20 protein-coding genes are annotated in these 21,772 nt (G+C 72.3%); 16 read left to right on the top strand and 4 right to left on the bottom strand.

The features are described 5' to 3' along the window. Positions 1-40: 40 nt before the first annotated feature. Positions 41-529 carry a Cys-tRNA(Pro) deacylase gene (ybaK, locus tag HNO83_RS10215; protein WP_175337419.1) on the bottom strand — a complete coding sequence of 163 codons (489 nt, stop codon included), beginning with the start codon at positions 527-529 and terminating at the stop codon, positions 41-43. Next, positions 529-2,613: a glycogen debranching protein GlgX gene (glgX, locus tag HNO83_RS10210; RefSeq protein ID WP_175337418.1), complete on the bottom strand. Its 2,085-nt coding sequence runs from the start codon at positions 2,611-2,613 to the stop codon at positions 529-531. The genes ybaK and glgX overlap by 1 nt, the downstream gene beginning before the upstream one ends. 49 nt (positions 2,614-2,662) lie before the next feature. Here glgX and HNO83_RS10205 point away from each other — a divergent pair, with 49 nt between their 5' ends. From HNO83_RS10205 to HNO83_RS10145, 13 genes are all read left to right on the top strand, one after another. Next, a complete protein-coding gene (locus HNO83_RS10205; RefSeq protein ID WP_175337417.1) occupies positions 2,663-3,844 on the top strand; it encodes a cysteine desulfurase family protein in 1,182 nt (393 codons plus the stop codon). Between the two features lie 128 nt (positions 3,845-3,972). Then, positions 3,973-5,073: a tRNA 2-thiouridine(34) synthase MnmA gene (gene mnmA / locus HNO83_RS10200; RefSeq protein ID WP_175337416.1), complete on the top strand. Its 1,101-nt coding sequence runs from the start codon at positions 3,973-3,975 to the stop codon at positions 5,071-5,073. A 56-nt stretch (positions 5,074-5,129) separates the two neighbouring features. After that, on the top strand, positions 5,130-5,822 hold the full coding sequence (locus tag HNO83_RS10195) for a hypothetical protein (RefSeq protein ID WP_175337415.1): 693 nt from the start codon (positions 5,130-5,132) through the stop codon (positions 5,820-5,822). Positions 5,823-5,831: 9 nt separating this feature from the next. Next, a complete protein-coding gene (gene ligA / locus HNO83_RS10190) occupies positions 5,832-8,093 on the top strand; it encodes an NAD-dependent DNA ligase LigA (RefSeq protein ID WP_175337414.1) in 2,262 nt (753 codons plus the stop codon). A 204-nt stretch (positions 8,094-8,297) separates the two neighbouring features. Further along, a complete protein-coding gene (locus HNO83_RS10185) occupies positions 8,298-9,641 on the top strand; it encodes an alpha/beta hydrolase (RefSeq protein WP_349627125.1) in 1,344 nt (447 codons plus the stop codon). Positions 9,642-9,675: 34 nt separating this feature from the next. Beyond that, complete coding sequence (locus tag HNO83_RS10180; protein WP_175337412.1) at positions 9,676-11,478, top strand: alkaline phosphatase family protein; 1,803 nt, start codon at positions 9,676-9,678, stop codon at positions 11,476-11,478. 66 nt (positions 11,479-11,544) lie between these two features. After that, positions 11,545-11,856 carry an Asp-tRNA(Asn)/Glu-tRNA(Gln) amidotransferase subunit GatC gene (gatC, locus tag HNO83_RS10175; protein ID WP_217498896.1) on the top strand — a complete coding sequence of 104 codons (312 nt, stop codon included), beginning with the start codon at positions 11,545-11,547 and terminating at the stop codon, positions 11,854-11,856. 3 nt (positions 11,857-11,859) lie between these two features. Then, a complete protein-coding gene (gene gatA, locus HNO83_RS10170) occupies positions 11,860-13,407 on the top strand; it encodes an Asp-tRNA(Asn)/Glu-tRNA(Gln) amidotransferase subunit GatA (protein ID WP_175337411.1) in 1,548 nt (515 codons plus the stop codon). Continuing rightward, the gene (gene gatB, locus HNO83_RS10165; protein ID WP_175337410.1) at positions 13,407-14,912 is read left to right on the top strand and encodes an Asp-tRNA(Asn)/Glu-tRNA(Gln) amidotransferase subunit GatB; all 1,506 of its coding nucleotides are present in this window, start codon (positions 13,407-13,409) and stop codon (positions 14,910-14,912) included. Before gatA ends, gatB begins: the two co-directional genes overlap by 1 nt. 14 nt (positions 14,913-14,926) lie before the next feature. Continuing rightward, the gene (locus HNO83_RS10160; RefSeq protein ID WP_175337409.1) at positions 14,927-15,529 is read left to right on the top strand and encodes a GNAT family N-acetyltransferase; all 603 of its coding nucleotides are present in this window, start codon (positions 14,927-14,929) and stop codon (positions 15,527-15,529) included. A gap of 4 nt (positions 15,530-15,533) precedes the next feature. After that, positions 15,534-16,091 carry a YbaK/EbsC family protein gene (locus HNO83_RS10155; RefSeq protein ID WP_175337408.1) on the top strand — a complete coding sequence of 186 codons (558 nt, stop codon included), beginning with the start codon at positions 15,534-15,536 and terminating at the stop codon, positions 16,089-16,091. A gap of 10 nt (positions 16,092-16,101) precedes the next feature. Continuing rightward, on the top strand, positions 16,102-17,040 hold the full coding sequence (locus HNO83_RS10150; RefSeq protein ID WP_175337407.1) for an oxygenase MpaB family protein: 939 nt from the start codon (positions 16,102-16,104) through the stop codon (positions 17,038-17,040). A gap of 43 nt (positions 17,041-17,083) precedes the next feature. Then, positions 17,084-17,617: a PaaI family thioesterase gene (locus tag HNO83_RS10145; RefSeq protein WP_175337406.1), complete on the top strand. Its 534-nt coding sequence runs from the start codon at positions 17,084-17,086 to the stop codon at positions 17,615-17,617. Between the two features lie 72 nt (positions 17,618-17,689). Here the strand turns inward: HNO83_RS10145 and HNO83_RS10140 are convergent, their stop codons facing one another. Both HNO83_RS10140 and HNO83_RS10135 read right to left on the bottom strand, forming a co-directional pair. Beyond that, positions 17,690-19,423 carry a long-chain-fatty-acid--CoA ligase gene (locus tag HNO83_RS10140; protein ID WP_175337405.1) on the bottom strand — a complete coding sequence of 578 codons (1,734 nt, stop codon included), beginning with the start codon at positions 19,421-19,423 and terminating at the stop codon, positions 17,690-17,692. A gap of 10 nt (positions 19,424-19,433) precedes the next feature. Beyond that, the gene (locus tag HNO83_RS10135; RefSeq protein WP_175337404.1) at positions 19,434-20,093 is read right to left on the bottom strand and encodes an SDR family oxidoreductase; all 660 of its coding nucleotides are present in this window, start codon (positions 20,091-20,093) and stop codon (positions 19,434-19,436) included. Between the two features lie 98 nt (positions 20,094-20,191). On the opposite strand from HNO83_RS10135, the gene HNO83_RS10130 reads away from it, so the two are divergent. From HNO83_RS10130 to HNO83_RS20105, 3 genes are all read left to right on the top strand, one after another. Next, positions 20,192-20,494, top strand: coding sequence for a DUF6412 domain-containing protein (locus tag HNO83_RS10130; protein ID WP_175337403.1), 303 nt, complete (start codon positions 20,192-20,194; stop codon positions 20,492-20,494). A gap of 90 nt (positions 20,495-20,584) precedes the next feature. Continuing rightward, complete coding sequence (locus HNO83_RS10125; protein ID WP_175337402.1) at positions 20,585-21,358, top strand: YidC/Oxa1 family membrane protein insertase; 774 nt, start codon at positions 20,585-20,587, stop codon at positions 21,356-21,358. 34 nt (positions 21,359-21,392) lie between these two features. Then, the gene (locus tag HNO83_RS20105) at positions 21,393-21,719 is read left to right on the top strand and encodes a hypothetical protein (protein ID WP_249776644.1); all 327 of its coding nucleotides are present in this window, start codon (positions 21,393-21,395) and stop codon (positions 21,717-21,719) included. Positions 21,720-21,772 lie beyond the last annotated feature (53 nt).

Genomic DNA, 21,772 nt, shown 5'->3' with positions numbered 1-21,772 from the left:
CGTGTCGCGTGAAGTCTTCGCGGACTCGACGGTGGCCGGGCTACTTGGCGATGGGGGCGTAGGTGGCGGCGGTCGCGGTGAGGAGGTCGGCGGGGGAGAGCTCGATGTCGAAGCCGCGCTTGCCGCCGGAGACGAAGACCGTGTCGAAGAGTTGCGCGGTCTCGTCGACGACGGTCACGTGGCGGGTCTTCTGGCCGATCGGGCTGATTCCTCCCACGACGTAGCCGGTCCGCCGCTCCGCGACGGCGGGGTCGGCCATCGCCGCGCGCTTTGCGCCGACGGCGGCGGCCAGCGCCTTCAGGTCCAGCATCCCGGTGACCGGCACGACGCCGACGACGAGACCGAGGTCGGTCTCCGCCAGCAGGGTCTTGAACACCCGGTCGGGCTCGACGCCGAGGGCCTCGGCCGCCTCCAGCCCGAACGACGGCGCGGACGGGTCGTGCTCGTACGGGTGCGCCGCGAACGGCAGCCCGAGCGCCGTCAGGGCGACGGTCGCCGGGGTGCCGGCCGCGGCCTTCTGCTTCGCCATCAGGACTCCTCGCGCGGTCCGTTCGCGCGGTACAGCTGCATGGACGTGCCGCCCACCAGGCGAGTGGCGCCCGGGGACAACTCGGTCTCGTCCTCAGGGATCGGCACCTCGGTCGCCGAGTCCCACAGCAGCTGGTAGGAGGTGACGCCCGGCGCCTGCGGCAGGGACACCTCCACGTCGTCCTCCACGCCGTGCACGATCAGGAGGATGCGGTTGAACTCCTCCTTGTCGGGCGTCGAGGCCGCGAGGTACTGCAGCGTGCGGTTCTCGGGCGAGTTCCAGTCGTCGTCGTCCATGCGCTGACCGGTCGCGTCGTACCAGTCCATGTGGCTGGCGTTCGGCGTGGTCTGCCCGGCGACCGCGTAACGGGAGGGACGCAGCGCCGGGTTCTCGCGCCGCAGCTGCAGCAGGCGCTTGGTCGTCTCGGCCAGCTCCCGTTGCTCGCGCGTCCGTAGCCAGCTGAGCCAGGTGAGCTCGCTGTCGTGGCAGTACGCGTTGTTGTTGCCGCGCTGGCTGCGGCCGTACTCGTCGCCCGCGGTGATCATGGGCACGCCCGCCGACAGCAGCAGCGTCCCGAGGAGGTTGCGGACCGCCTTGGCGCGCGTCAGCAGCACGGCCTCATCCACCGTCGGGCCCTCGACGCCGTGGTTGAACGACCGGTTGTTGTCGGTGCCGTCGCGGTTGTCCTCGCCGTTGCCGAGGTTGTGCTTCACGTCGTAGGCGGTCAGGTCGGCCATGGTGAAGCCGTCGTGCGCGGTCACGAAGTTCACCGAGGCCAGCGGGCCGCGCTCGGGCGAGAACGTGTTGGACGACCCGGCGAGCCTCGTGGCGAAGCCGCCGATCCCGACGGGCGCCTGGCCGTTGCGGCGGGCCTCGGCGATGTCGGCCAGCCAGAAGTTACGCACCCGGTCGCGGTAGCGGTCGTTCCACTCGGACCAGCCGGCGTGCCCGTCCGCGGGACCGGGGAAGTTGCCGGTCTGCCAGCCGCCGAGCCCCACATCCCACGGCTCCGCGATGAGCTTGACGCCCTGCAGCGCGGGGTCGGTCTGCGCGGCGACGAGCAGTGGATGATCGCGATGGAACGACGCGTCGGTCCCGCGGCCGAGCGTCACCGCCAGGTCGAACCGGAACCCGTCGATCTGCATCTCGTTGGCCCAGTAGCGGAGCGAGTCGAGCACGAGCCGCTGCGGGACGGGGTTGCCGAAGTCGACCGTGTTGCCGCATCCGGTGACGTCGATGTAGGCGCCGGTGTCGTCGTGCCGGTAGTAGGTGGCGTTGTCGATGCCGCGGAAGCTGGTCCGCGGGCCGTCGATGCCCTCCTCGGCCGTGTGGTTGTAGACGACGTCGAGGATGACCTCGATGCCCGCCAGGTGCAGCAGCTTCACCATGCCCTTGAACTCGGCCAGGACCGCCGCGGGTCCCGCCGCCTGGGCCGAGCGGGAGGCGTACGGCGTGTGCGGGGAGAAGAAGTTGAGCGTGTTGTAGCCCCAGTAGTTGGTGAGGCCCTCCTGCACGAGTCGCTGCTCGGACACGAACGCCTGCACCGGGAGCAGCTCGACCGCCGTGACGCCCAGATCCTTCAGGTACGCGATGGTGGACTCGTGGGCGAGGCCGGCGTAGCTGCCGCGCAGCTCCTCGGGCACGTCGGGGTTCAGCCGGCTGATGCCCTTCACGTGCGCTTCGTAGATCACCGTGTGGTCGAGCGGCGTGTTCGGCTTGCGGGCGTCGCCCCAGTCGAAGCCGTCCGGCACGACGACCGAGCGCCAGCCGTCCCCGCCGACGTGCACGAGGCCGCGGGCGTACGGGTCGATCAGCAGCGCCTCCGGGTCGAAGGAGTTCGCGGGAGCGTTCGGGCCGGACACGCGCAGCGCGTAGCGGGTGCCGACGGTCAGCGAGCGCGACCGGCCGACCCAGACGTTGTTCGCGTCGCGGGTCATCGGAACCGACTTGACCAGCCAGTTCGGGTCGGTCTCGTCGAACAGGCACAGCTCCATGGCGTCGGCGTTCGCGGAGAACACCCGGAGCTCGCCCGCCTGCTGCCCGACATGTACACCCAGGTTGCGCAGGGGATCGGACGAGGTCATGCGATCTACAGTAGTGATACCCGCCCGGAGAGAAAGCTCGGAGAACACCGTGCCGGTCTACCTCGACCACGCCGCCACCACGCCGATGCGCCCGGAGGCGATCGCCGCCTACACCGACGCCATGGCCGTCGTCGGCAATCCCTCCAGCATCCACAGCCAGGGGCAGCAGGCCAGGCGGATGCTCGAAGAGGCGCGGGAGACCGTCGCCGCCACGCTCGGCGCCGACCCGATCGAGGTCGTGTTCACCTCGGGCGGCACGGAGGCGGTCAACCTCGCGGTGAAGGGGATGTACTGGGCGCGGGCCGACGGAGGCCGGCGGCCGCGCATCCTTGTGCCCGGCGGGGAGCACCACGCGACGCTGGACACCGTGGAGTGGCTGCAGCGCGCGGAGGGGGCGCGTCCCGACTGGCTGCCGCTCGATGATGAGGGCCGCGTCGTCGTGCCCCAGTCGATCGAGGGGGACGACGTCGCGCTGCTGAGCTTCCTCGCCGTCAACAACGAGGTCGGCACCGTGCAGCCGGTGGCGGCGCTCGCCGCGGTCGCGCGGGCGGCCGGTGTGCCGGTCCACGTGGATGCGGTGGCGGCGTACGGCCACGTGCCGCTCGACTTCGGCTCGCTCGGGGTGGATGCGCTGAGCGTGTCGGCGCACAAGATCGGTGGTCCGGTGGGCATCGGAGCGCTCGTGCTGAGCCGGTCGTCGACGGTGGTGCCTCTCATCCACGGAGGCGGGCAGCAGCGTCAGGTGCGCAGCGGGACGCAGGATGTGGCGGCCGCGGTGTCGTTCGCGGTCGCGGCCCGCGCAGCGGAGACCGAGCGGGTGGAGGAGACGGCCCGGCTGTCCGCGCTGCGCGACCGGCTGATCCGCGGGGTGCGGGCCGCGGTGCCGGAGGCGGTGCTGAGCGGGCCGGAGCCGGCGTCGGGGGAGCGGGTGGCCTCCAATGCGCACTTCGCCTTCCCGGGCGCGCAGGGCGACTCGCTGCTGTTCCTGCTCGACCTCGCGGGCGTCTCGGTCTCGACCGGCTCGGCCTGCCAGGCCGGCATCCCGGAGCCGTCGCACGTGCTGATCGCGATGGGACGGACGGAGGAGGAGGCGCGGAGCGCCCTGCGCTTCACGCTCGGCCGCACCTCGACCGAGGCCGACGTGGATGCGCTGCTCGCCGCCCTCCCCGCCGCCTACGAGCAGGCGACCCGCGCCGGCCTCTCCGAGCGCCCCTCCCGCCTGGCCCCCTGACCTGCCCCCGCCCCCCGATCTCGCCCGTCGAGTGGTGACATCATGTCGCCACGCGGCGCGAGTGGTGACATGTCGTCGCTATCCGGCAGCAGCCGAACTGCCCGGAGGGCGGCGGTAGGATGGGGCGGGTGAAGGTTCTGGCGGCGATGAGCGGCGGGGTGGACTCCGCGGTGGCGGCGGCACGTGCCGTCGAGGCGGGGCACGACGTGGTCGGCGTGCACCTGGCGCTCTCGCGCATGCCCGGTACGCTCCGCACCGGCAGCCGCGGCTGCTGCACGATCGAGGACTCGATGGATGCGCAGCGCGCGGCGAACATCATCGGCATCCCGTACTACGTGTGGGACTTCTCCGAGCGCTTCAAGCTCGACGTGGTCGACGACTTCATCGCCGAGTACTCCGCAGGGCGCACGCCGAACCCGTGCATGCGCTGCAATGAGCGCATCAAGTTCGCCGCGCTGCTGGAGAAGGCGCTCGACCTGGGCTTCGACGCGGTCTGCACCGGCCACTACGCCGCGGTCATGAACGACGAGCACGGCAACCGCGAGCTCCACCGCGCCAGCGCCTGGGCGAAGGACCAGTCGTACGTGCTCGGCGTGCTCACCGCGGAGCAGCTGGCGCACGCCATGTTCCCGCTCGGCGCGACGCCGTCGAAGGCCGAGGTGCGGGCGGAGGCGGCCGCGCGCGGGCTCTCCGTCGCGAACAAGCCGGACTCGCACGACATCTGCTTCATTCCGGACGGGGACACCCGCGGCTGGCTGGCCGAGCGCGTGGGCACGGCGACCGGCGACATCGTCGACCGCGAGGGCAACCGGCTCGGGACCCACGACGGCGCGCACGCCTACACGGTCGGGCAGCGCAAGGGCCTGAACGTCGGCTACCCGTCGCCCGACGGCCGTCCGCGGTTCGTGCTGGAGGTGCGGCCGAAGGAGAACGAGGTCGTCGTCGGCCCGCGCGAGGCGCTCGACATCGCCGAGATCGCCGGATCGCGGTTCACCTGGGCCGGGCTGCCGCCGGCCGACCCGGCGACCCCGTTCGCGTGCGAGGTGCAGATCCGCGCCCACGCCGACCCGGTGCCGGCCGTCGCGTCGGTGACCGCAGGCGAGCTCGTCATCCGGCCGGAGGTGCCGCTCAACGGCGTCGCGCCCGGCCAGACGGCCGTCGTGTACGTGGGCACGCGCGTGCTCGGCCAGACGACGATCGACCGCACGGTCTCCGCCGTCCCGGTCTGAGCGGCCGCCGGCAGCGCGGGGTACCCGGGAGCCGCGCCGCGCCCTAGGCTCCCGCCATGACGGCACAGCGCTCGACTCGTCTGCGGCGCGAGGCCTGGGGCTTCGCGATCGGCTCGCTCTTCTTCCTCGTCGGCGCCGTGCCCGCGTACCAGGAGGCCGTCGGAGACGTGGCGGCGAACGTGACCTTCTTCATCGGTGCGCTGTTCTTCACGGCCGCCGCGTTCATCCAGCTCGCGCTCAGCGGGCGCCGGCCGCCGCGCCGGGAGAGCTCCGCGCCGGACCGGTACGACTGGTGGGCCGCGGCCATCCAGTTCGCCGGGACGCTGTTCTTCAATCTCAGCACGACGGAGGCGCTCATCACGGCGGCGAACAGCGCCACCCGGGTCGGCGACGGCTGGCGCCCGGACGCGTTCGGGTCGATCTGCTTCCTGGCGTCCAGCGCGCTGGCGGTCGCGGCGACCGTCGACCGCGAGCGGCTGTGGGATCCCAGCGCCCGCACCTGGCACGGCACCGGGCTGAACCTGGTCGGGTCGGTGCTGTTCGGTCTCTCGGCGATCGGCGCGTACACCATCCCGTCGACCGGCGACCCGCTGAGCCTGCTCTGGGCGAACCTCGGGACGCTGCTCGGCGCGGCGTGCTTCCTCGTCGCGGCGGTGCTCAGCCGCCGCCCGGTGCGGCCGCCGTCGCGCCGCGAACGCCGGCCGCGGTCGACGCCGGCGGCCGCGTCGGACGTCGGGGGTGCCGAATAAGCTGGACGCGTGGCGATCGAGACGACGACGGACGACCAGCTCGCTGACGCGCGGGCCGAGGCGCAGCAGCTGACCACGCGCATCCTCGAACTGCGCGACGCGTACTACGAGCGCGACACGGTGCTCGTGAGCGACGAGGAGTACGACCGCATGATGCGGCGGCTGGAGGAGCTCGAGCGGCTGTACCCCGAGCTCCAGTCGCAGGACAGCCCGACGCAGACCGTCGGCGGCCGCGCCCAGACCACGCTGTTCGCGCCGGTGGAGCACGCCGAGCGCATGCTGAGCCTCGACAACGTCTTCTCGCTGGAGGAGTTCGAGGCGTGGGCGGCGAAGGTCGAGCGCGACGCGGGCCGGCGGGTCGACTACCTGTGCGAGCTCAAGATCGACGGTCTGGCCATCAACCTCCGCTACGAGCGGGGTGTGCTGGTCTCCGCGGCGACGCGCGGCGACGGCGTCGTGGGGGAGGACGTGACGGAGAACATCCGCTCGATCCCCGTCATCCCGACCCGGCTGGCGACCGACGACCCGCCCGCGCTCGTCGAGGTGCGCGGCGAGGTGTTCTTCCCGGTGGCTGAGTTCGAGGAGCTCAACGCCCATCAGCTGGAGGCGGGCGAGCGCGTCTTCGCGAACGCGCGCAACGCCGCGAGCGGGTCGCTCCGGCAGAAGGCCGAGGGCAAGAACCCCGCGCAGCTGGAGCTGATGCGCAACCGCCTTCGCAGGCTGCACATGCTCGTGCACGGCATCGGCGCCTGGCAGAACCCGCCGGTCGACGCCCAGTCGAAGGTCTACGAGCTGCTCAAGGGCTGGGGTCTTCCGACCTCCACCCACTACCGGGTGGTCGACGACGCCAAGAAGGTCAACGAGTTCATCGAGTACTACGGCGCCCACCGCGGCGCAGTCGAGCACGAGATCGACGGCATCGTGATCAAGGTCGACGAGCTCGCGCTGCACGACGAGCTGGGTGCGACGAGCCGTGCGCCGCGCTGGGCGATCGCGTACAAGTACCCGCCGGAGCAGGTCAACACCAAGCTGCTCGACATCGTCGTCAGCGTCGGGCGCACCGGCCGAGCCACGCCGTTCGCCGTGATGGAGAAGGTGCGCGTCGCCGGCTCCGAGGTGCGGCAGGCCACCCTCCACAACCAGGAGGTGGTGAAGGCCAAGGGCGTGCTCATCGGCGACACGGTCGTGCTGCGTAAGGCGGGCGACGTCATCCCCGAGGTGCTCGGCCCGGTCGTGGAGCTGCGCGACGGCACCGAGCGCGAGTTCGTCATGCCCGAGAACTGCCCGGAGTGCGGCACCCGGCTCGCCCCGGCCAAGGAGGGCGACATCGACCTCCGCTGCCCCAACGCCGAGTTCTGCCCCGCGCAGGTGCGCGGCCGCGTCGAGCACATCGGCTCGCGCGGAGCGCTCGACATCGAGGCGCTCGGCGAGGTCGCCGCCGCCGCGCTCACCCAGCCGCGCTTCCCGGAGACGCCGCCGCTCCCGACCGAGGCGGGGCTGTTCGGGCTCCGGCTCGCCGATCTGTTCCCGATCGAGGTGGTGGTGCGGGATTCGGAGACCGGCCTGCCGAAACTGACGGACTCGGGGGAGGAGAAGGTAGACACCCCGTTCCGCCGCCGGCGGCAGAAGAAGGACGGCGTGTACGACCCGGCGGCGGAGGAGTTCGCGGGCGACGAGCTGTACGTGCCGTCGAAGAGCGCGATCGAGCTGCTGAACAACCTGTCCGCCGCGCGGGAGAAGCCGCTGTGGCGCATCCTGGTGGCCCTCAACATCCGTCACGTCGGCCCGGTGGCCGCCCGCGCGCTGGCGAACCACTTCGGGTCGCTCGACGCGATCCGCTCGGCGACGCGCGATGAGCTCGCCGATGTGGACGGGGTGGGCGGCATCATCGCGGACGCGGTGCTGGCCTGGTTCGAGGTCGACTGGCACCGCGAGATCGTCGAGCGCTGGGCCGCCGACGGCGTGCAGTTCGCCACCCCCGGCCACCCGGGGCCCGGCCGCGCGGATGAGGCCGGGGGAGTCCTCGCCGGGCTGACCGTCGTCGCCACCGGATCGCTCGAGGGCTTCACGCGCGAGGGGGCTCAGGAGGCCATCATCGCGGCCGGCGGGAAGGCCGCGTCGAGCGTGTCCAAGAAGACCGATTTCGTGGCCGCCGGACCGGGGGCGGGGTCGAAGCTGGCCAAGGCGGAGGAGCTCGGCGTGCGGGTGATCGACGCCGCCCAGTTCAAGACGCTGGTCGAGGAGGGACCCGCCGCGCTCGAATCCGAGTGACATTCGTGGGATCTCGGTCCTCCAAGTCGCCGACAGGATCCAAATTCTCCCCCCGAATCGGGGGTAGAACGGCTTGCCGTCCGCCACCCGTTCATGGGTAGAGTCGAGATGTGCGCTCCCCTGGGCGCATGCGCAAGGGCTAAGCTCGCTCGCTCTCGGAGGGACCCGGACGGAGTGCTGGTCGGCTTTGCAGCTGTTCTCACTGTGACCTCGGTCGTCTCCGGACTGACCGGGGCCTCTGTCGTGCCCGCCGACCTTCCGCAACCCGCCTCCGCGGTCTCCGTCGTCTCCGCACTCCCGGGCGCATCCGCCGTCACGGGCGACCCGGTCCTCTCCGGCACCTCCGACCTCCCGTCTGCCCCCAGCGGCCGGAGCGCCGCGGCGTCCCTGCTGGGATCCGTGGCCGGCGTCGACGCGTCCGCCCTGCCGTCCTTCCTCGACGCCAACCGGGCCAAGCTGGAGTCGTTGCTCGTCGAGACCCCGGCGGCGGCCGACGTCAGCCGGCTCTGGAAGCTGATCGACCCGGCGAAGCAGAAGCTCCTCATCCAGGCCGCGCCGCACGTGATCGGCAACCTGGAGGGCGTCCCGTACGCTGTGCGCGGCCGCGCCAACTCGCTCGACCTGAAGCAGACCATCTCGCACGTCAGCACCCGGCTGCGGACGGAGCACGGCCGCGCCGAGCGCGTGGGCCTGCAGCGGCAGCTGGAGACCCTCGAGAACGTCCGGAAGGCGCTGTCGAAGCACGACGGGGTGACCAGGACGCTGGTCGGGCTCGACCCGTCGACGGACGCCAAGGCCGCGATCGTCGTCGGCGATCTGGCCTCCGCGCGCTACGTGAGCGTGCTGGTGCCGGGAATGTACATGTCGGTGGGCGAGCAGATCCAGGACTGGGCGAAGGTGGCTCAGGAGCAGTACGACCTGCAGACCGGCTTCCTGCGGCGCGTGCTCGGGCCGCGCGGGAGCGGGGGAGCGCCCGGCGTCGCGGTCGTCGCGTGGATCGGCTACCAGACGCCGGTCCTGACGAACATCGGCGGCACCACGCTCGCCACGCAGGGAGCCGACAGCCTGGAGCGCACGCTGCAGGGGATCCGGGCGATCCGCACCGCGGACCAGCCGTTCCTCAGCGTCTTCGCCCACTCGTACGGGTCGACCGCCGCGTTGATGGCGCTCGAGCGCCACACCGTGACGGTCGACGCGCTCGCGCTGATGGGCTCGCCGGGCAGCGCCGCGCAGTCGGTGGCGGGTCTCGCGGTGGCGCACGGCAACGTGTTCGTCGGCGAAGCCCCGATGGACCCGATCGTCAACAGCGCCTTCTTCGGCAGCGACCCGGGATCGCCGAGCTACGGCGCGACCCCGATGGGCGTCAGCGGTGCCGTCGACCCTCTCACGCACGAAACCCTCGCCGGCTCGTCGGGCCACAATGCGTACTTCACGGCCGGGACGGAGTGCATGCGCAACCTGGCGATGATCGGCATCGACCTCGGCAACCTGGTGCTCGGACCCGGCTCCTCGTCGGGTGCCACCGTTAAGACCGCCTCGGCGCACTGACCCCCTGTCGGCGGGTGCGCCCATAATGGTGGGGATGCGATCGGACGACGACCACCCCGCCGTGCCCGGCCCTGGCGAGCCCACCGAGGGGACCACGGGGGAGCCCGGCCCTCCGGGTGCGAGCAGGCGCTCGTTCTTGAAGGGCGCGGGTCTCGTCGCGGCCGGCGCCGTCACGGGCGGCGCGGCGGGCGGGGCCGCCGGCGCGGCCCTCGGGTCGGCGGCGGGCCAGACCGCGCCGATGGCCGACGAGTCCGGCGAGGAGTACCCGCCGCTTCCGCCGCGTGCGGGGGGTCCCGGCTTCGACCACCTCGTCGTGCTGATGTACGAGAACCGCTCGTTCGACAACCTCCTCGGCCTGCTCTACGACGAGAAGAACCTGCCGGAGGGCCGCCGGTTCGAGGGGCTGGCGTTCGGCGACTACAGCAACCCGGATCCTGCGGGCGGCCCCGACATCCCGGCGCACGCCTACGACGGCACCACCGACTTCATCATGCGCCAGCCCTCGCCCGACCCCGGCGAGGTGTACCCGCATGTCAACACGCAGCTGTACGAGGTGGTCGACCCGCCGTCGAACGCCGATGCCCGCCTCCGGCAGATGCTTCCGCCGTACAACGCGCCGGCCGCCGGGGCCGAGCCGACCATGCGCGGCTTCGTGCGCGACTACATCGGCGTGCTCCGCAAGGACACCGGCCAGGAGCCGACGGCTGACCAGTACCGCCGGATCATGGGCGGCTTCACGCCGGAGATGCTCCCGGTGTTCTCGACCCTCGCCAGGCAGTTCGCGGTCTACGACCACTGGCACTGCGCGGTCCCGTCGCAGACCTTCTGCAACCGCTCGTTCTTCCACGCGTCCACCTCGCACGGCTACGTCGACAACGGCGGAGCCGAGGGGCCGGGCAAGTGGTTCGACCCGAAGAACGACAGCCCGACGATCTTCAACCGGCTGGAGGAGGCGGGCCGCAGCTGGCGGGTCTACTTCGACGACCGGCAGCTGATCTCGCTGACCGGGTTCATCCACGCGCCGGCGCTGCAGCCCTACTGGAAGACGCACTTCCGGACGATGACGCAGTTCTACGCCGATGTCGCCGAGGGCACCCTCCCGGACTACGCCTTCGTCGAGCCGCGGCTGCTGTACGACCACAACGACATGCACCCGCCGGGCGGTCCGATGACAGAAGAGGAGGTGGCGGGCGACATCGTCGTGGGCGGCGCCATCTCCGACGTCCGCGCGGGCGACCTGCTGCTGCACCGGGTGTACTCCGCGATCCGCTCGGCGCGGAGCGCGAAGGGGTCGAACGCGCTCAACACCATGCTGCTCGTCACCTTCGACGAGCACGGAGGCACCTTCGACCATGTCCCGCCCGGGCCCGCCACACCGCCGGACGACAGCGGGCCGGGGGAGAACGGCTTCGGGTTCGACCGCCTGGGCGTGCGCGTGCCGGCGATCGCGATCTCGGCGTACACGGCGCGCAACACGATCATCCACGAGGAGATGCACCACTCGGCGGTCGTGGCGACGCTCAGCAAGAAGTACGGACTGAAGCACCTGACCGAGCGCGACCGCGGGGCGCGGACGATCGACAACGCGATCAACCGCACGGCACCCCGCCAGCCCGGCACCTGGCCGGACACGCACCCGCAGTACCTGCCGCCGAATCCCGAAGCCGACGCGCCGGCGCCGCAGGATGAGGACCGGCCGCTGAGCCCGCCCGGAGTCGGCCTGGTCGGTCTGCTGATGGCGCGCTACGGCGAACCGGGTGCGCCCGTGCCGGCCACCTACAAGCAGGCCTACGAAGCGGTCGACCGGCTGGGGCGCGGCCTGTTCGGCTCGCCCTAGAATCGATAGCGGCGGGACGCCACGCGAGCCCCGCCGCCCACCACCGAATCCCACGGAGACGCACCCTTGTCTGAAACCAGCGCACGCGAGATCAGCGCAGAACAGGTCGCGCACCTGGCGAACCTCGCCAGGATCGACCTCAGCCCCGACGAGCTCGAGAGCCTCACGAAGGAGCTCGGCCAGATCGTCGAGTCCGTCGCGAAGGTGCAGGAGGTGGCGGGCCCGGACGTCCCGGCCACCAGCCACCCGCTCCCGCTGACCAACGTGTTCCGGAAGGACGAGGTGCGGCCGTCGCTGACGGTCGAACAGGCGCTCTCCGGCGCCCCGGCGCGCGAAGGCGACCGCTTCAAGGTCGCGACCATCCTGGACGAGGAGTAGGCCATGACCGATCTGACCAGGCTGTCCGCCTCCGCTCTCGCCGAGAAGCTCGCCGCACGCGAGGTCTCCTCGGTGGACGCCGTGCGCGCCCACCTCGACCGCATCGAGTCGGTCGACGCCGATGTCCACGCCTTCCTGCACGTCGCGGGGGAGACGGCGCTCCGGACCGCCGCCGAGGTCGACGGCCGCCGCGCCGCGGGCGACCCGCTCGGCCCGCTCGCCGGCGTCCCGATCGCGATCAAGGACGTGCTGGCCACCCACGACATGCCGTCCACCTCCGGGTCGAAGATCCTCGAGGGCTGGATCCCGCCGTACGACGCGACCGTCGTGCGCAAGCTGCGCGAGGCCGACCTCGTCCCGCTCGGCAAGACCAACATGGACGAGTTCGCCATGGGCTCGTCGACCGAGCACTCGGCGTACGGCCCCACCCGCAACCCGTGGGACCTGGAGCGCATCCCCGGCGGCTCCGGCGGCGGCTCGGCCGCGGCGGTGTCCGCTTTCGAAGCGCCGCTCGCGCTCGGCTCCGACACCGGCGGCTCGATCCGTCAGCCCGCGGCCGTGACCGGCTCGGTCGGGGTCAAGCCCACCTACGGCGGCGTCAGCCGCTACGGCGCGATCGCGCTCGCGAGCTCGCTCGACCAGGTCGGCCCGGTGTCGCGCAGCGTGCTCGACGCGGGCCTGCTGCACGACGTGATCGGCGGCCACGACCCGCTCGACTCGACCTCGCTGACCGACACCTGGCCGTCGATGGCCGACGCCGCGCGCGCCGGGCACCGCGAGGGCGCCCTGAAGGGCGTCCGTGTGGGCGTCATCCGGGAGATCGCGGGCGACGGCTTCCAGGCCGGCGTCAAGCAGCGCTTCGATGAGTCGCTGGCCCTGCTGGAGTCCGCGGGTGCCGAGATCGTCGAGGTCAGCGCCCCGAGCTTTGAGTACGCCGTCGCCGCGTACTACCTCATCCTGCCCGCCGAGGCGTCCAGCAACCTCGCCCGGTTCGACTCGGTGCGGTTCGGCCTGCGGGTCGACCCGTCCGAGCCGCCCGTCACGGTCGAGCGCGTCATGTCCGCCACCCGCGACGCGGGCTTCGGCCCGGAGGTCAAGCGCCGCATCATCCTCGGCACCTACGCGCTGAGCGCCGGCTACTACGACGCCTACTACGGCAGCGCCCAGAAGGTGCGCACGCTCATCCAGCGCGACTTCCAGGCCGCGTTCGAGAAGGTGGACGTGCTGGTCAGCCCGAGCGCGCCGACCACGGCGTTCAAGCTCGGCGAGAAGATCGACGACCCGATGGCGATGTACCTCAACGACATCACCACCATCCCGGCGAACCTCGCCGGCGTGCCGGGCATGGGCCTGCCGATCGGCCTCGCGCCGGAGGACGGCCTGCCCGTCGGCATGCAGCTGATGGCGCCCGCGCGCGCGGACGCCCGCCTGTACACCTACGGCGCGGCGCTGGAGCAGCTGCTGGAGGAGAGCTGGGGCGGGACGCTGCTCAGCTCGGCGCCCGACCTGAGCGCCACCGAGATGTTCGCGAGCGAAGAGGGAGCCGTCTGATGGCCAAGGCCGACCTGCTGGATTACGACAAGGCCCTCGAGCTCTTCGAGCCGGTGCTCGGCTTCGAGGTGCACGTCGAGCTGAACACCAAGACCAAGATGTTCTGCGGCTGCGCCAACGAGTTCGGCTCCGGCGCGAACACGAACACCTGCCCGACCTGCCTGGGTCTCCCCGGCGGCATGCCGCAGGTGAACGAGAAGGCGATCGAGTCGAGCATCCGCCTCGGTCTCGCGCTCGGCTGCGACATCGCCGAGTCGAGCCGGTTCGCCCGGAAAAACTACTTCTACCCGGACCTCGCGAAGAACTTCCAGACCTCGCAGTACGACGAGCCGATCGCCCACGACGGCTCGATCACCATCGAGCTGGAGAACGGCCGCGAGATCACCGTCGCGATCGAGCGCGCGCACATGGAGGAGGACGCGGGCAAGCTCACGCACGTGGGCGGCGCCACCGGCCGCATCCAGGGCGCCGACTACTCGCTCGTCGACTTCAACCGCGGCGGTGTGCCGCTGGTCGAGATCGTCACCAAGATCATCGAGGGCGCAGAGGCGGACGCCCCGGAGGTGGGCCGCACCTACGTGCGCGCCATCCGCGACATCGTGAAGGCGCTCGGCGTCTCGAACGCCCGGATGGAGGAGGGCAACGTCCGCTGCGACGCCAACGTCTCCCTCCGCCGCCGCGGCACCACCGAGCTCGGCACCCGCACGGAGACCAAGAACGTGAACTCGCTGCGCTCGATCGAGCGCGCGGTCCGGTACGAGATCCAGCGCCAGGCGGCGATCCTGGAGGCCGGTGGCACGATCGTGCAGGAGACCCGTCACTGGCATGAAGACACGGGGACCACGAGCGCCGGCCGCCCGAAGTCGGATGCCGACGACTACCGGTACTTCCCGGAGCCCGACCTCGTCCCCGTGGCGCCCAGCCGCGACTGGGTGGAGGAGCTGCGCGGCACGCTGCCGGAGCAGCCGGCCGCCCGCCGCAAGCGCCTGACCGCCGAGTGGGGCTTCACGGCTCTGGAGTTCCAGGACGTCGCCAACGCCGACCTGCTGGACGAGGTGGAGGCGACCATCGCCGCCGGCGCCTCGCCCGCCGCCGCGCGCAAGTGGTGGTCGGGTGAGATCGCCCGTCTCGCCAACGCCCAGAACGTGCCGGCCGGCACCCTGGTGAGCCCGCAGCATGTGGCCGAGCTGGCTGCGCTGGTCGACGCCGGCACGCTGACCGACCGCCTGGCCCGCCAGGTGCTCGAGGGCGTCATCGCCGGCGAGGGCCGTCCGCAGGAGGTCGTCGACGCCCGCGGCCTCGCCGTCGTCTCCGACGACGGGGCGCTCATCGCGGCCATCGACGAGGCCCTGGCTGCCCAGCCGGACGTTCTCGCGAAGATCCGCGACGGCAAGGTCCAGGCCGCCGGCGCCGTCATCGGCGCGGTGATGAAGGCGATGCGCGGCCAGGCCGACGCGGCCCGCGTGCGCGAGCTGGTGCTGGAGCGCGCCGGCTCGGCGGAGTAGCGGAGCGCCGACGGATGACCGGGACGGGACGCGCTCCGGTCGCCGTCGAGCGTGTCACCGCGGAGAGCGCGGCGGAGGATGCCGCCGGGCTCTCCGCGGTGCTGATCGCGACGGTCGCGGCCGGAGCCAGCGTCGGCTGGATCGAGCCGCCGTCGGCCGAGGAGGCGACGTCGTGGTGGCAGGGGCTGTTCGCCGACCCGGATGCGACGTCGTGGGTGGCCCGCGGCGACGACGGCCGCGCGCTCGGCACCATCACGTTGCTCCGCTCGCCCAAACCGAACGGCCCGCACCGCGGCGAGGTCGTCAAGCTGATGGTGCACCCGGAGGCCCGCGGCCGTGGCGTCGCACTCGCCTTGATGCGCGCGCTGGAGGAGCACGCGCGCGTCACCGGGCTCACCCTCCTCGTCCTCGACACGGAGACCGGCAGCCTGGCCGAGACGCTCTACGCGCGGTGGGGCTGGCATGCCGTCGGCGTCATCCCGGACTTCGCGGTCATGCCGTCGGGACGACTCGGCGGCACCACGGTGATGTACAAGCGCCTCTCCGGCGAGCCGGCCGCCGACGCGCTGCTGCCCGGCTCCCTGTTTGCCGACTCCCAGCCTCCACGTGCAGAGTAGCCGCATGGGCGTCTTCACTCTCGGCGGGCTCACCACCGCGCCGGCCTCCACCCGCACCGACCTGCTGGCCCCGGCGACGCTCGCCGCGCTGGAGAGCCTCGGCTGGCTGGAGCAGGTCGGCGTCGTCGAGATCGACCCCGACATCTCCGACACCGCGGCGACGCGCGACGCCTTCGGGCTGGACGCCTCCCACCTGGCCAACTGCGTCGTGGTCGCGGGCAAGCGTGAGGGCGTCGAGCGGATCGCCGCCTGCGTCGTGCTCTCCACGACGCGCGCCGACGTGAACAACACGGTGAAGCGGATGCTGGATGTGCGCAAGGCGTCGTTCCTGCCGATGGACCGGGCGGTCGAGCTGACCGGGATGGAGTACGGCGGCATCACCCCGATCGGCCTGCCCGCGGAGTGGCCAGTGCTGGTCGACTCCCGCGTCGGCGAGCAGGACGTCGTCATCATCGGCTCGGGGGTGCGGCGGTCGAAGATCCTCCTGCCGGGGCGACTGCTGGCCGAGCTTCCCTCGGCGCAGCCGATCGACGGACTCGGCCTCGAGGTCGCCGCGGGATGAGCCGGTCACGATGACCGGGACGACGACCGGTGCCACCGGCGGCGTCCTCGCGCCGATCCGCTCCCGGCTGATCGAGACCCTCGCCGGGCGGTCGGACGAGGTCCCGGCCTGGGTGCTGCGCCTCGAGTTCGGCGAGGACGAGGGTTTCTTCGGGCCCGGCAGTGCGGCCTGGGCGGTGCACGGCGGGATGCCGACCCTCGTCGCCGGCGTGCGGGCGCTGCTGCTGCAGGCGCTGCACCCGGGGGCGCTGGCGGGCGTGCGCGATTTCTCCCGCTACCGCGAGGACCCGCTGGGCCGGCTGGCGGGCACCATCCAATGGATCCACACCGTCACCTTCGGCAGCCGCGGCCAGGCGATCGCGGGGTCGGAGATGGTGAAGTCGCTGCATCGCCGGGTGACCGGCACGTTCGTCGACGGGCACGGCGTCGAACGTCCGTACTCGGCGAACGACCCGGAGCTCGCCCGCTGGGTGCACCTGGCGTTCACCGACGCCTTCCTGACCGCGCACGAGCGGTGGGGCGGGCCGCTCCCGGGCGGGGCCGACGGCTACGTGGGCGAGTGGGCGACGGCGGCCGAGCTCATGGGTGTGCCGGATGCGCCGCGCACAGCCGCCCAGCTGCGCGCTGGGATCGACGCGGCGACCGACTCGGGGGAGCTGCGCGGCGGTCCGGAGGTGGAGGAGATCGTCCGCTTCATCCGTCGCGCGCCGCTCCGCCGCATGCTGCGGCCGTCGTACCGGGTGGTGTTCGACGCCGCCGTGTCGACGCTCGAGCCGCGCCACCGCGCGATGCTCGGGCTCCCGTCCACTCCGCTGCAGCGGGTGGTGCCGCTGCACGCGGCCACCGCGGCGGTGCTCCGCGGCGCGCGGGTGCTGCTCGGGCCCCAGACGCAGGCGGAGCTGGCCGCCCGGCGGCGGCTCGACCGGCTCGACCGGCCCGCCGCATCCTGAGCCCGGCTCGCGCGGGTGGTCGTCGGCGCGAGAGGATGGCGGCATGAGCGACGCCGCCAGCGAAGAGTCCCCGACCGAGCACTCGACCGAGCGCATCCGCACCGTCACCTGGGAGGACCCGGCGCCCGGCGTCGCACGGATGCCCACCATGACCGGGCTCGAGTACCTGCGGTCGATGATCCGGGGCGAGCTTCCGCAGCCTCCCATCGCCGAGCTCATGCGGATGACGCTGGTCGCGGCCGACCCGGGCACGGCGACCTTCGTCTGCGAGCCGGACGAGTCGCACTACAACCCGATCGGGACGGTGCACGGCGGCTTCCTGTGCACGGTGCTCGACTCCGCGCTCGGCTGCGCGGTGCAGACGACGCTCGCGCAGGGGCAGGGGTACACGTCCATCGAGATCAACGTGAACTACCTGCGCCCGGTCTACGCGCACTCCGGGACGCTGACGTGCACGGCAACCGTGTCGAAGCCGGGCAGCCGGGTCGCCTTCGCCGACGCCGTGATCGCCGACGCGACGGGAAAACCGGTCGCGACCGCGACCGGCTCCCTCCTCGTCTTCCCGATCGGCGACTAGCAGGCGCGCGATTCGCGCCGAATGCGCGCTTTCAGCGCGCCACAACGCACATTCGGCACGAATCGCGGCGGGCTAGTGCTGCGCGGCGAGCAGCTGGTCGCGCACCTTGCGGCGGATCACCTTGCCGACGATCGAGCGCGGCAGCTCGTCCACCTGCACGACGTGCTTCGGCACCTTGTACGGGGTGAGGCAGTCGCGCCCGTAGGCCCGGATGGCCTCCTCGTCGAACGAGGCGCCCTCGTCCATGACGACCGCGGCCACCACGTCCTCGCCGCCGCGGCGGTGCGGGAGGCCGACCACCGCGACATCCGCGACGCCGGGGAACGAGCGCAGCGCGTCCTCCACCTCCGTCGGTGAGACGTTGAAGCCGCCGGTGACGATGAGCTCCTTGATGCGGTCGACGATGCGGACGAAGCCGTCCTCGTCCATCGTGACGATGTCGCCGGTGCGGAACCAGCCGTCCGCGGTGAGCACCTTCGCGGTCTCGTCCGGCTTCCGCCAGTACCCCGAGAACACCTGGGGGCCGCGGGCGAGCAGTTCGCCATCCTCGCCGAACGGCCGGTAGACCGAGGGGTCGTCCGGGTCGGCGACGCGCAGCTCGGTGCTGGGCAGCGGCAGGCCGACGGTGCCCGGCTTCCTGGTCGCGCCGACCGGGTTCGCCATGAGCACGGGCGAGCATTCGGACAGCCCGTAGCCCTCGACCAGGTAGCCGCCGGTCTTCTGCTCCCACAGGTCGACGATGCTCTGCGGCAGGCTCATCGCGCCGGAGATCGCGATCTGGATGCCCGACAGCGACACCTTCCGCTTCTCCGCCGCCTGCACCAGCCGTTCGTAGATCGGGGGCACGGCCGGCAGGAACGTCGGCGGACGCTTCTTGACCACATCCAGCACCAGGTCGGGGTCGAACTTCGGGAACAGCACCAGCCGGGCGCCCATGCTCATCGCGAAGGTGAGGCACAGCGTGAGCCCGTAGGCGTGGAACAGCGGCAGCACCGCGTAGACGACGGAGGAGCCGCGCTCGATCGTCGGCACCCACGCGCGCGACTGCGCCGCGTTCACCGACAGGTTGCCGTGGCTCAGCATGGCGCCCTTCGGCAGCCCGGTCGTGCCGGAGGTGTACTGGATGAGCGCGAGGTCGTCGCGCTCAGGCCGCGGGTAGCTCGCCTTCAGCTTGCGGGAGGCGACGAGGGCGTCCCAGCGGATCGTCCCGGTGACCTTCGTGGTCAGCTGGTCGCGGGCCGATCGCGCCGCCTTCACGGGCAGGCGCAGGGCGATCCGCTTGGAGGCGGGCATGGCCCGGGTGAGGTCGACGGAGACGACCGTGGTCACGCCGAGGTCGGTGGGGAGCTCCTGGACGGTGCGGGCCACCTTGTCCCAGACGATCGCGACCGTCGCGCCGTGGTCCTCGAACTGATGCCGCAGCTCGCGCGGCGTGTACAGCGGGTTGTGCTCCACCACGACGGCGCCGAGCCGCAGCACCGCGTAGAACGCGGCGACGTGCTGCGGGCAGTTCGGAAGCACCAGCGCGACGCGGTCGCCCTTCTTCACGCCCAGCTTGCGGAGGCCCTCCGCGGCGCGCGCGATCTGGTCGCCGAGCTCGGCGTAGGTGGTGGTGGCGCCGAAGAACTCGAGAGCGACGTGGCTCCCGTAGGTGCGGACCGACTCGTCGATCAAGTGCGAGAGGGAGCCCTCCGGCACCTCCACCCGGGCCGGGACGTCCGGGGCGTACGAGGCCACCCAGGGCTTCGCGTCGTAGGGGGAGTGGTCGCGGGCTCCGGCGTCGCCCGTCGCGCTGTCGGTGGTCACGGCCGCAAGCCTACGCGGAGGCGACCGGCGCCCGCACGGCGTCCTCCAGCGGGGTGTCGCCGGCGACGACCTCCCACTGCCGGCCGATGCTGCCCGGTTCGTGCAGCACGACGGCGATGAGACGCGCCACGTCCTCCCGGGCGATGCTGCCGCGTGGAACGCTGTCGCCGAGGGTGACGAGGCCGGTGCCGTCCTCGGTGGTGAGGCCGCCGGGGCGAAGGATCGTCCAGTCGAGACCGGAGGCGCGGAGTGCGGCGTCGGCGTCGCGTTTCGCCTCGACGTAGGCGGCCCACACCGGGTCGTCGCCCTCGACCGGCGCGTCGACGCCCCAGGCGGACACCTGCACGAAGCGGCGGATGCCGGCCTGCGCGGCCGCCTCCTGCGACGTCACCGAGCCGCCGTAGTCGACGGTGCGCTTGCGCTCGATGCCGGATCCTGCTCCCGCCCCCGCGGCGAACACGACGGCGTCGCAGCCGGCGATCGCGCCCGCGAGCGCGGAGGCGTCGGCCGATTCGATGTCGAGGAGCACGCCCTCGCCGCCGAGGCGGTAGACGTCGTCGGCGTGCTCGTCGTTCCGGACGATCCCGACGAAGTCGTCGCCGAGGTCGTAGAGCACCCGCATCAGCTGCTGGGCGACTTTTCCGTGGGCTCCGATGATCGCGACTCTCATGCGTCCATCCTTCCACCGCGCCCATTCGGAAGGCGACACGCGTCCGCCCGGCGCGAACGCTCTGGGCCGGGCGGCGCCCGCTCTGTTACCGTCGGACCATGACCGCCCTGCTCGAGCTGCTCGGACGCTCCGTCGCGTCCGCGCTCGGCGCGTTCGGCGGCGGCAGCCCTGCGGCCTTCGTGGCCCTCGCCGGTGTGGCCGGCGCCCTCGGGCTGGTCGCCGTGGTCGCCGTCGCGGCGACCCGGTCGGTCGCCGCGCTCACCGCCTCCCTCCGCCGCCGTGCGGTGTGGTCACGGCCCGTGGAGCCGGTGGTCGGGTGGCTCGTGGAGAGCACCTCCGATCCCGACGCCGACGGCCGTCCGCGGCCCAGGGCGCCCGGCGCCTCCCTGCCGGTCGCGTAGGCTGCGCCGCCGCCCGCTGTCCGCGGGACCGGCGCGCCCTCGCGACCAGACGCGTCCACCCACCGTCTTCATCGCAGGGATCACTCACTCATGGACTTCTTCTCCTGGCCGCCGATCGCGGCCATCCTCGACGGGGCGTACGGCCTCGTCACCGCCTTCTCCGCCGGCGTCGAACCGGTCGCCGGCACCGCCGCCGGGCTCGTCGCCGTCGTCGTGCTCACCGTCCTCGTCCGTCTCCTCCTCGTGCCGGTCGGCGTCAGCCAGGTGCGCGCGGAGTACCACCGCAGGCGACTCGCCCCGCAGCTCGCCGAGCTGCAGCGGCGCCACTCCGGCGACCGTGAGACGCTCGCCAGGAAGACGATGGAGCTCTACCAGCGGGAGCAGGTGTCGCCGTTCGCCGGGATGCTGCCGCTGCTCGCGCAGATCCCCGTCGTGACGCTCGTGTACGCGGTGTTCACGCATCCGACGATCGCCGGTCACCCCAACGGCCTGCTCGATCAGCACGTCTTCGGCGCGCCGCTCGGCACCAGCTTCGTCGGGCTGACCGGCGCCTCGGCCGGGGTGTGGCCCGCGATGCTCGTCTACCTCGGCGTGCTCGCACTGATCGCGGTCGTCACCACCGTGTCGCGACGGGTGCTCACGCTCCCGCAGCCGGAGGGTTCGCCCGCCCCCGCCGGCGTGCTGCGCGCGCTGTCGTTCCTGCCGTACATCACGGTACTGTTCGCCGCGTTCGTCCCGCTCGCGGCGGCCGTCTACATCCTCACGTCGACGACGTGGACCGTCGCGGAGCGATGGACGCTGCGCCGCCTCCTCGACCCCGAGCGGGGCACCGGAGGCAATGCCCGAGCGAGCACCTCGCACTGAGCGGCTGCGGAGCCGGGTGTGGCAGGCTGGCGGCATGTGGAAGCGCGCAACGGGTGATCGGCGGGAGGCGGCCGCCGGCCGTCCCGGCGCGGACGGCCCCGGTCTCGGCGTCGGTGTGCAGGTGTACGTGCGCGAGCACGAGCCGCCGACCGGCGACGACTGGGTGGGGGAGCCGACCGGCGTGATCGTCGCGCCCGGCGACCGCAGCCTCCGGAACGTCTACGGTCCGCTGGACGGCCTGACCACCTGGACGGTGTCGTTCTCCGAGCCGCAGCACCGGCGGGACGGGCGGGGCCCGTATGCGACCGCGGTCATCCCGGCCTCGCTGCTGATCGCCGAGGAGCCCTGGCCCGGGGACTGAACCGGTTCGCCATCCCCCTACCTCCGCGGGCGGCGCGAACCTACAATGACGGC

This window comes from Leifsonia sp. C5G2 (assembly GCF_013359685.1).
Lineage (GTDB): Bacteria > Actinomycetota > Actinomycetes > Actinomycetales > Microbacteriaceae > Leifsonia.
The sequence above is the reverse complement of the archived record's forward strand: the minus strand, read 5'-3'. Positions and strand labels throughout refer to the sequence as shown.

What these genes read in the sequence shown, in the direction of transcription:
- HNO83_RS20105 (WP_249776644.1), top strand. Translation starts at nt 21,393, where the DNA reads ATGTGGAAGCGCGCAACGGGTGATCGGCGGGAGGCGGCCGCCGGCCGT.
- HNO83_RS10180 (WP_175337412.1), top strand. Translation starts at nt 9,676, where the DNA reads ATGCGATCGGACGACGACCACCCCGCCGTGCCCGGCCCTGGCGAGCCC.
- HNO83_RS10150 (WP_175337407.1), top strand. Translation starts at nt 16,102, where the DNA reads ATGACCGGGACGACGACCGGTGCCACCGGCGGCGTCCTCGCGCCGATC.
- HNO83_RS10130 (WP_175337403.1), top strand. Translation starts at nt 20,192, where the DNA reads ATGACCGCCCTGCTCGAGCTGCTCGGACGCTCCGTCGCGTCCGCGCTC.
- glgX (WP_175337418.1), bottom strand. Translation starts at nt 2,613, where the DNA reads ATGACCTCGTCCGATCCCCTGCGCAACCTGGGTGTACATGTCGGGCAG.
- HNO83_RS10145 (WP_175337406.1), top strand. Translation starts at nt 17,084, where the DNA reads ATGAGCGACGCCGCCAGCGAAGAGTCCCCGACCGAGCACTCGACCGAG.
- HNO83_RS10125 (WP_175337402.1), top strand. Translation starts at nt 20,585, where the DNA reads ATGGACTTCTTCTCCTGGCCGCCGATCGCGGCCATCCTCGACGGGGCG.
- HNO83_RS10135 (WP_175337404.1), bottom strand. Translation starts at nt 20,093, where the DNA reads ATGAGAGTCGCGATCATCGGAGCCCACGGAAAAGTCGCCCAGCAGCTG.
- HNO83_RS10160 (WP_175337409.1), top strand. Translation starts at nt 14,927, where the DNA reads ATGACCGGGACGGGACGCGCTCCGGTCGCCGTCGAGCGTGTCACCGCG.
- gatA (WP_175337411.1), top strand. Translation starts at nt 11,860, where the DNA reads ATGACCGATCTGACCAGGCTGTCCGCCTCCGCTCTCGCCGAGAAGCTC.
- gatB (WP_175337410.1), top strand. Translation starts at nt 13,407, where the DNA reads ATGGCCAAGGCCGACCTGCTGGATTACGACAAGGCCCTCGAGCTCTTC.
- HNO83_RS10155 (WP_175337408.1), top strand. Translation starts at nt 15,534, where the DNA reads ATGGGCGTCTTCACTCTCGGCGGGCTCACCACCGCGCCGGCCTCCACC.
- ybaK (WP_175337419.1), bottom strand. Translation starts at nt 529, where the DNA reads ATGGCGAAGCAGAAGGCCGCGGCCGGCACCCCGGCGACCGTCGCCCTG.
- HNO83_RS10195 (WP_175337415.1), top strand. Translation starts at nt 5,130, where the DNA reads ATGACGGCACAGCGCTCGACTCGTCTGCGGCGCGAGGCCTGGGGCTTC.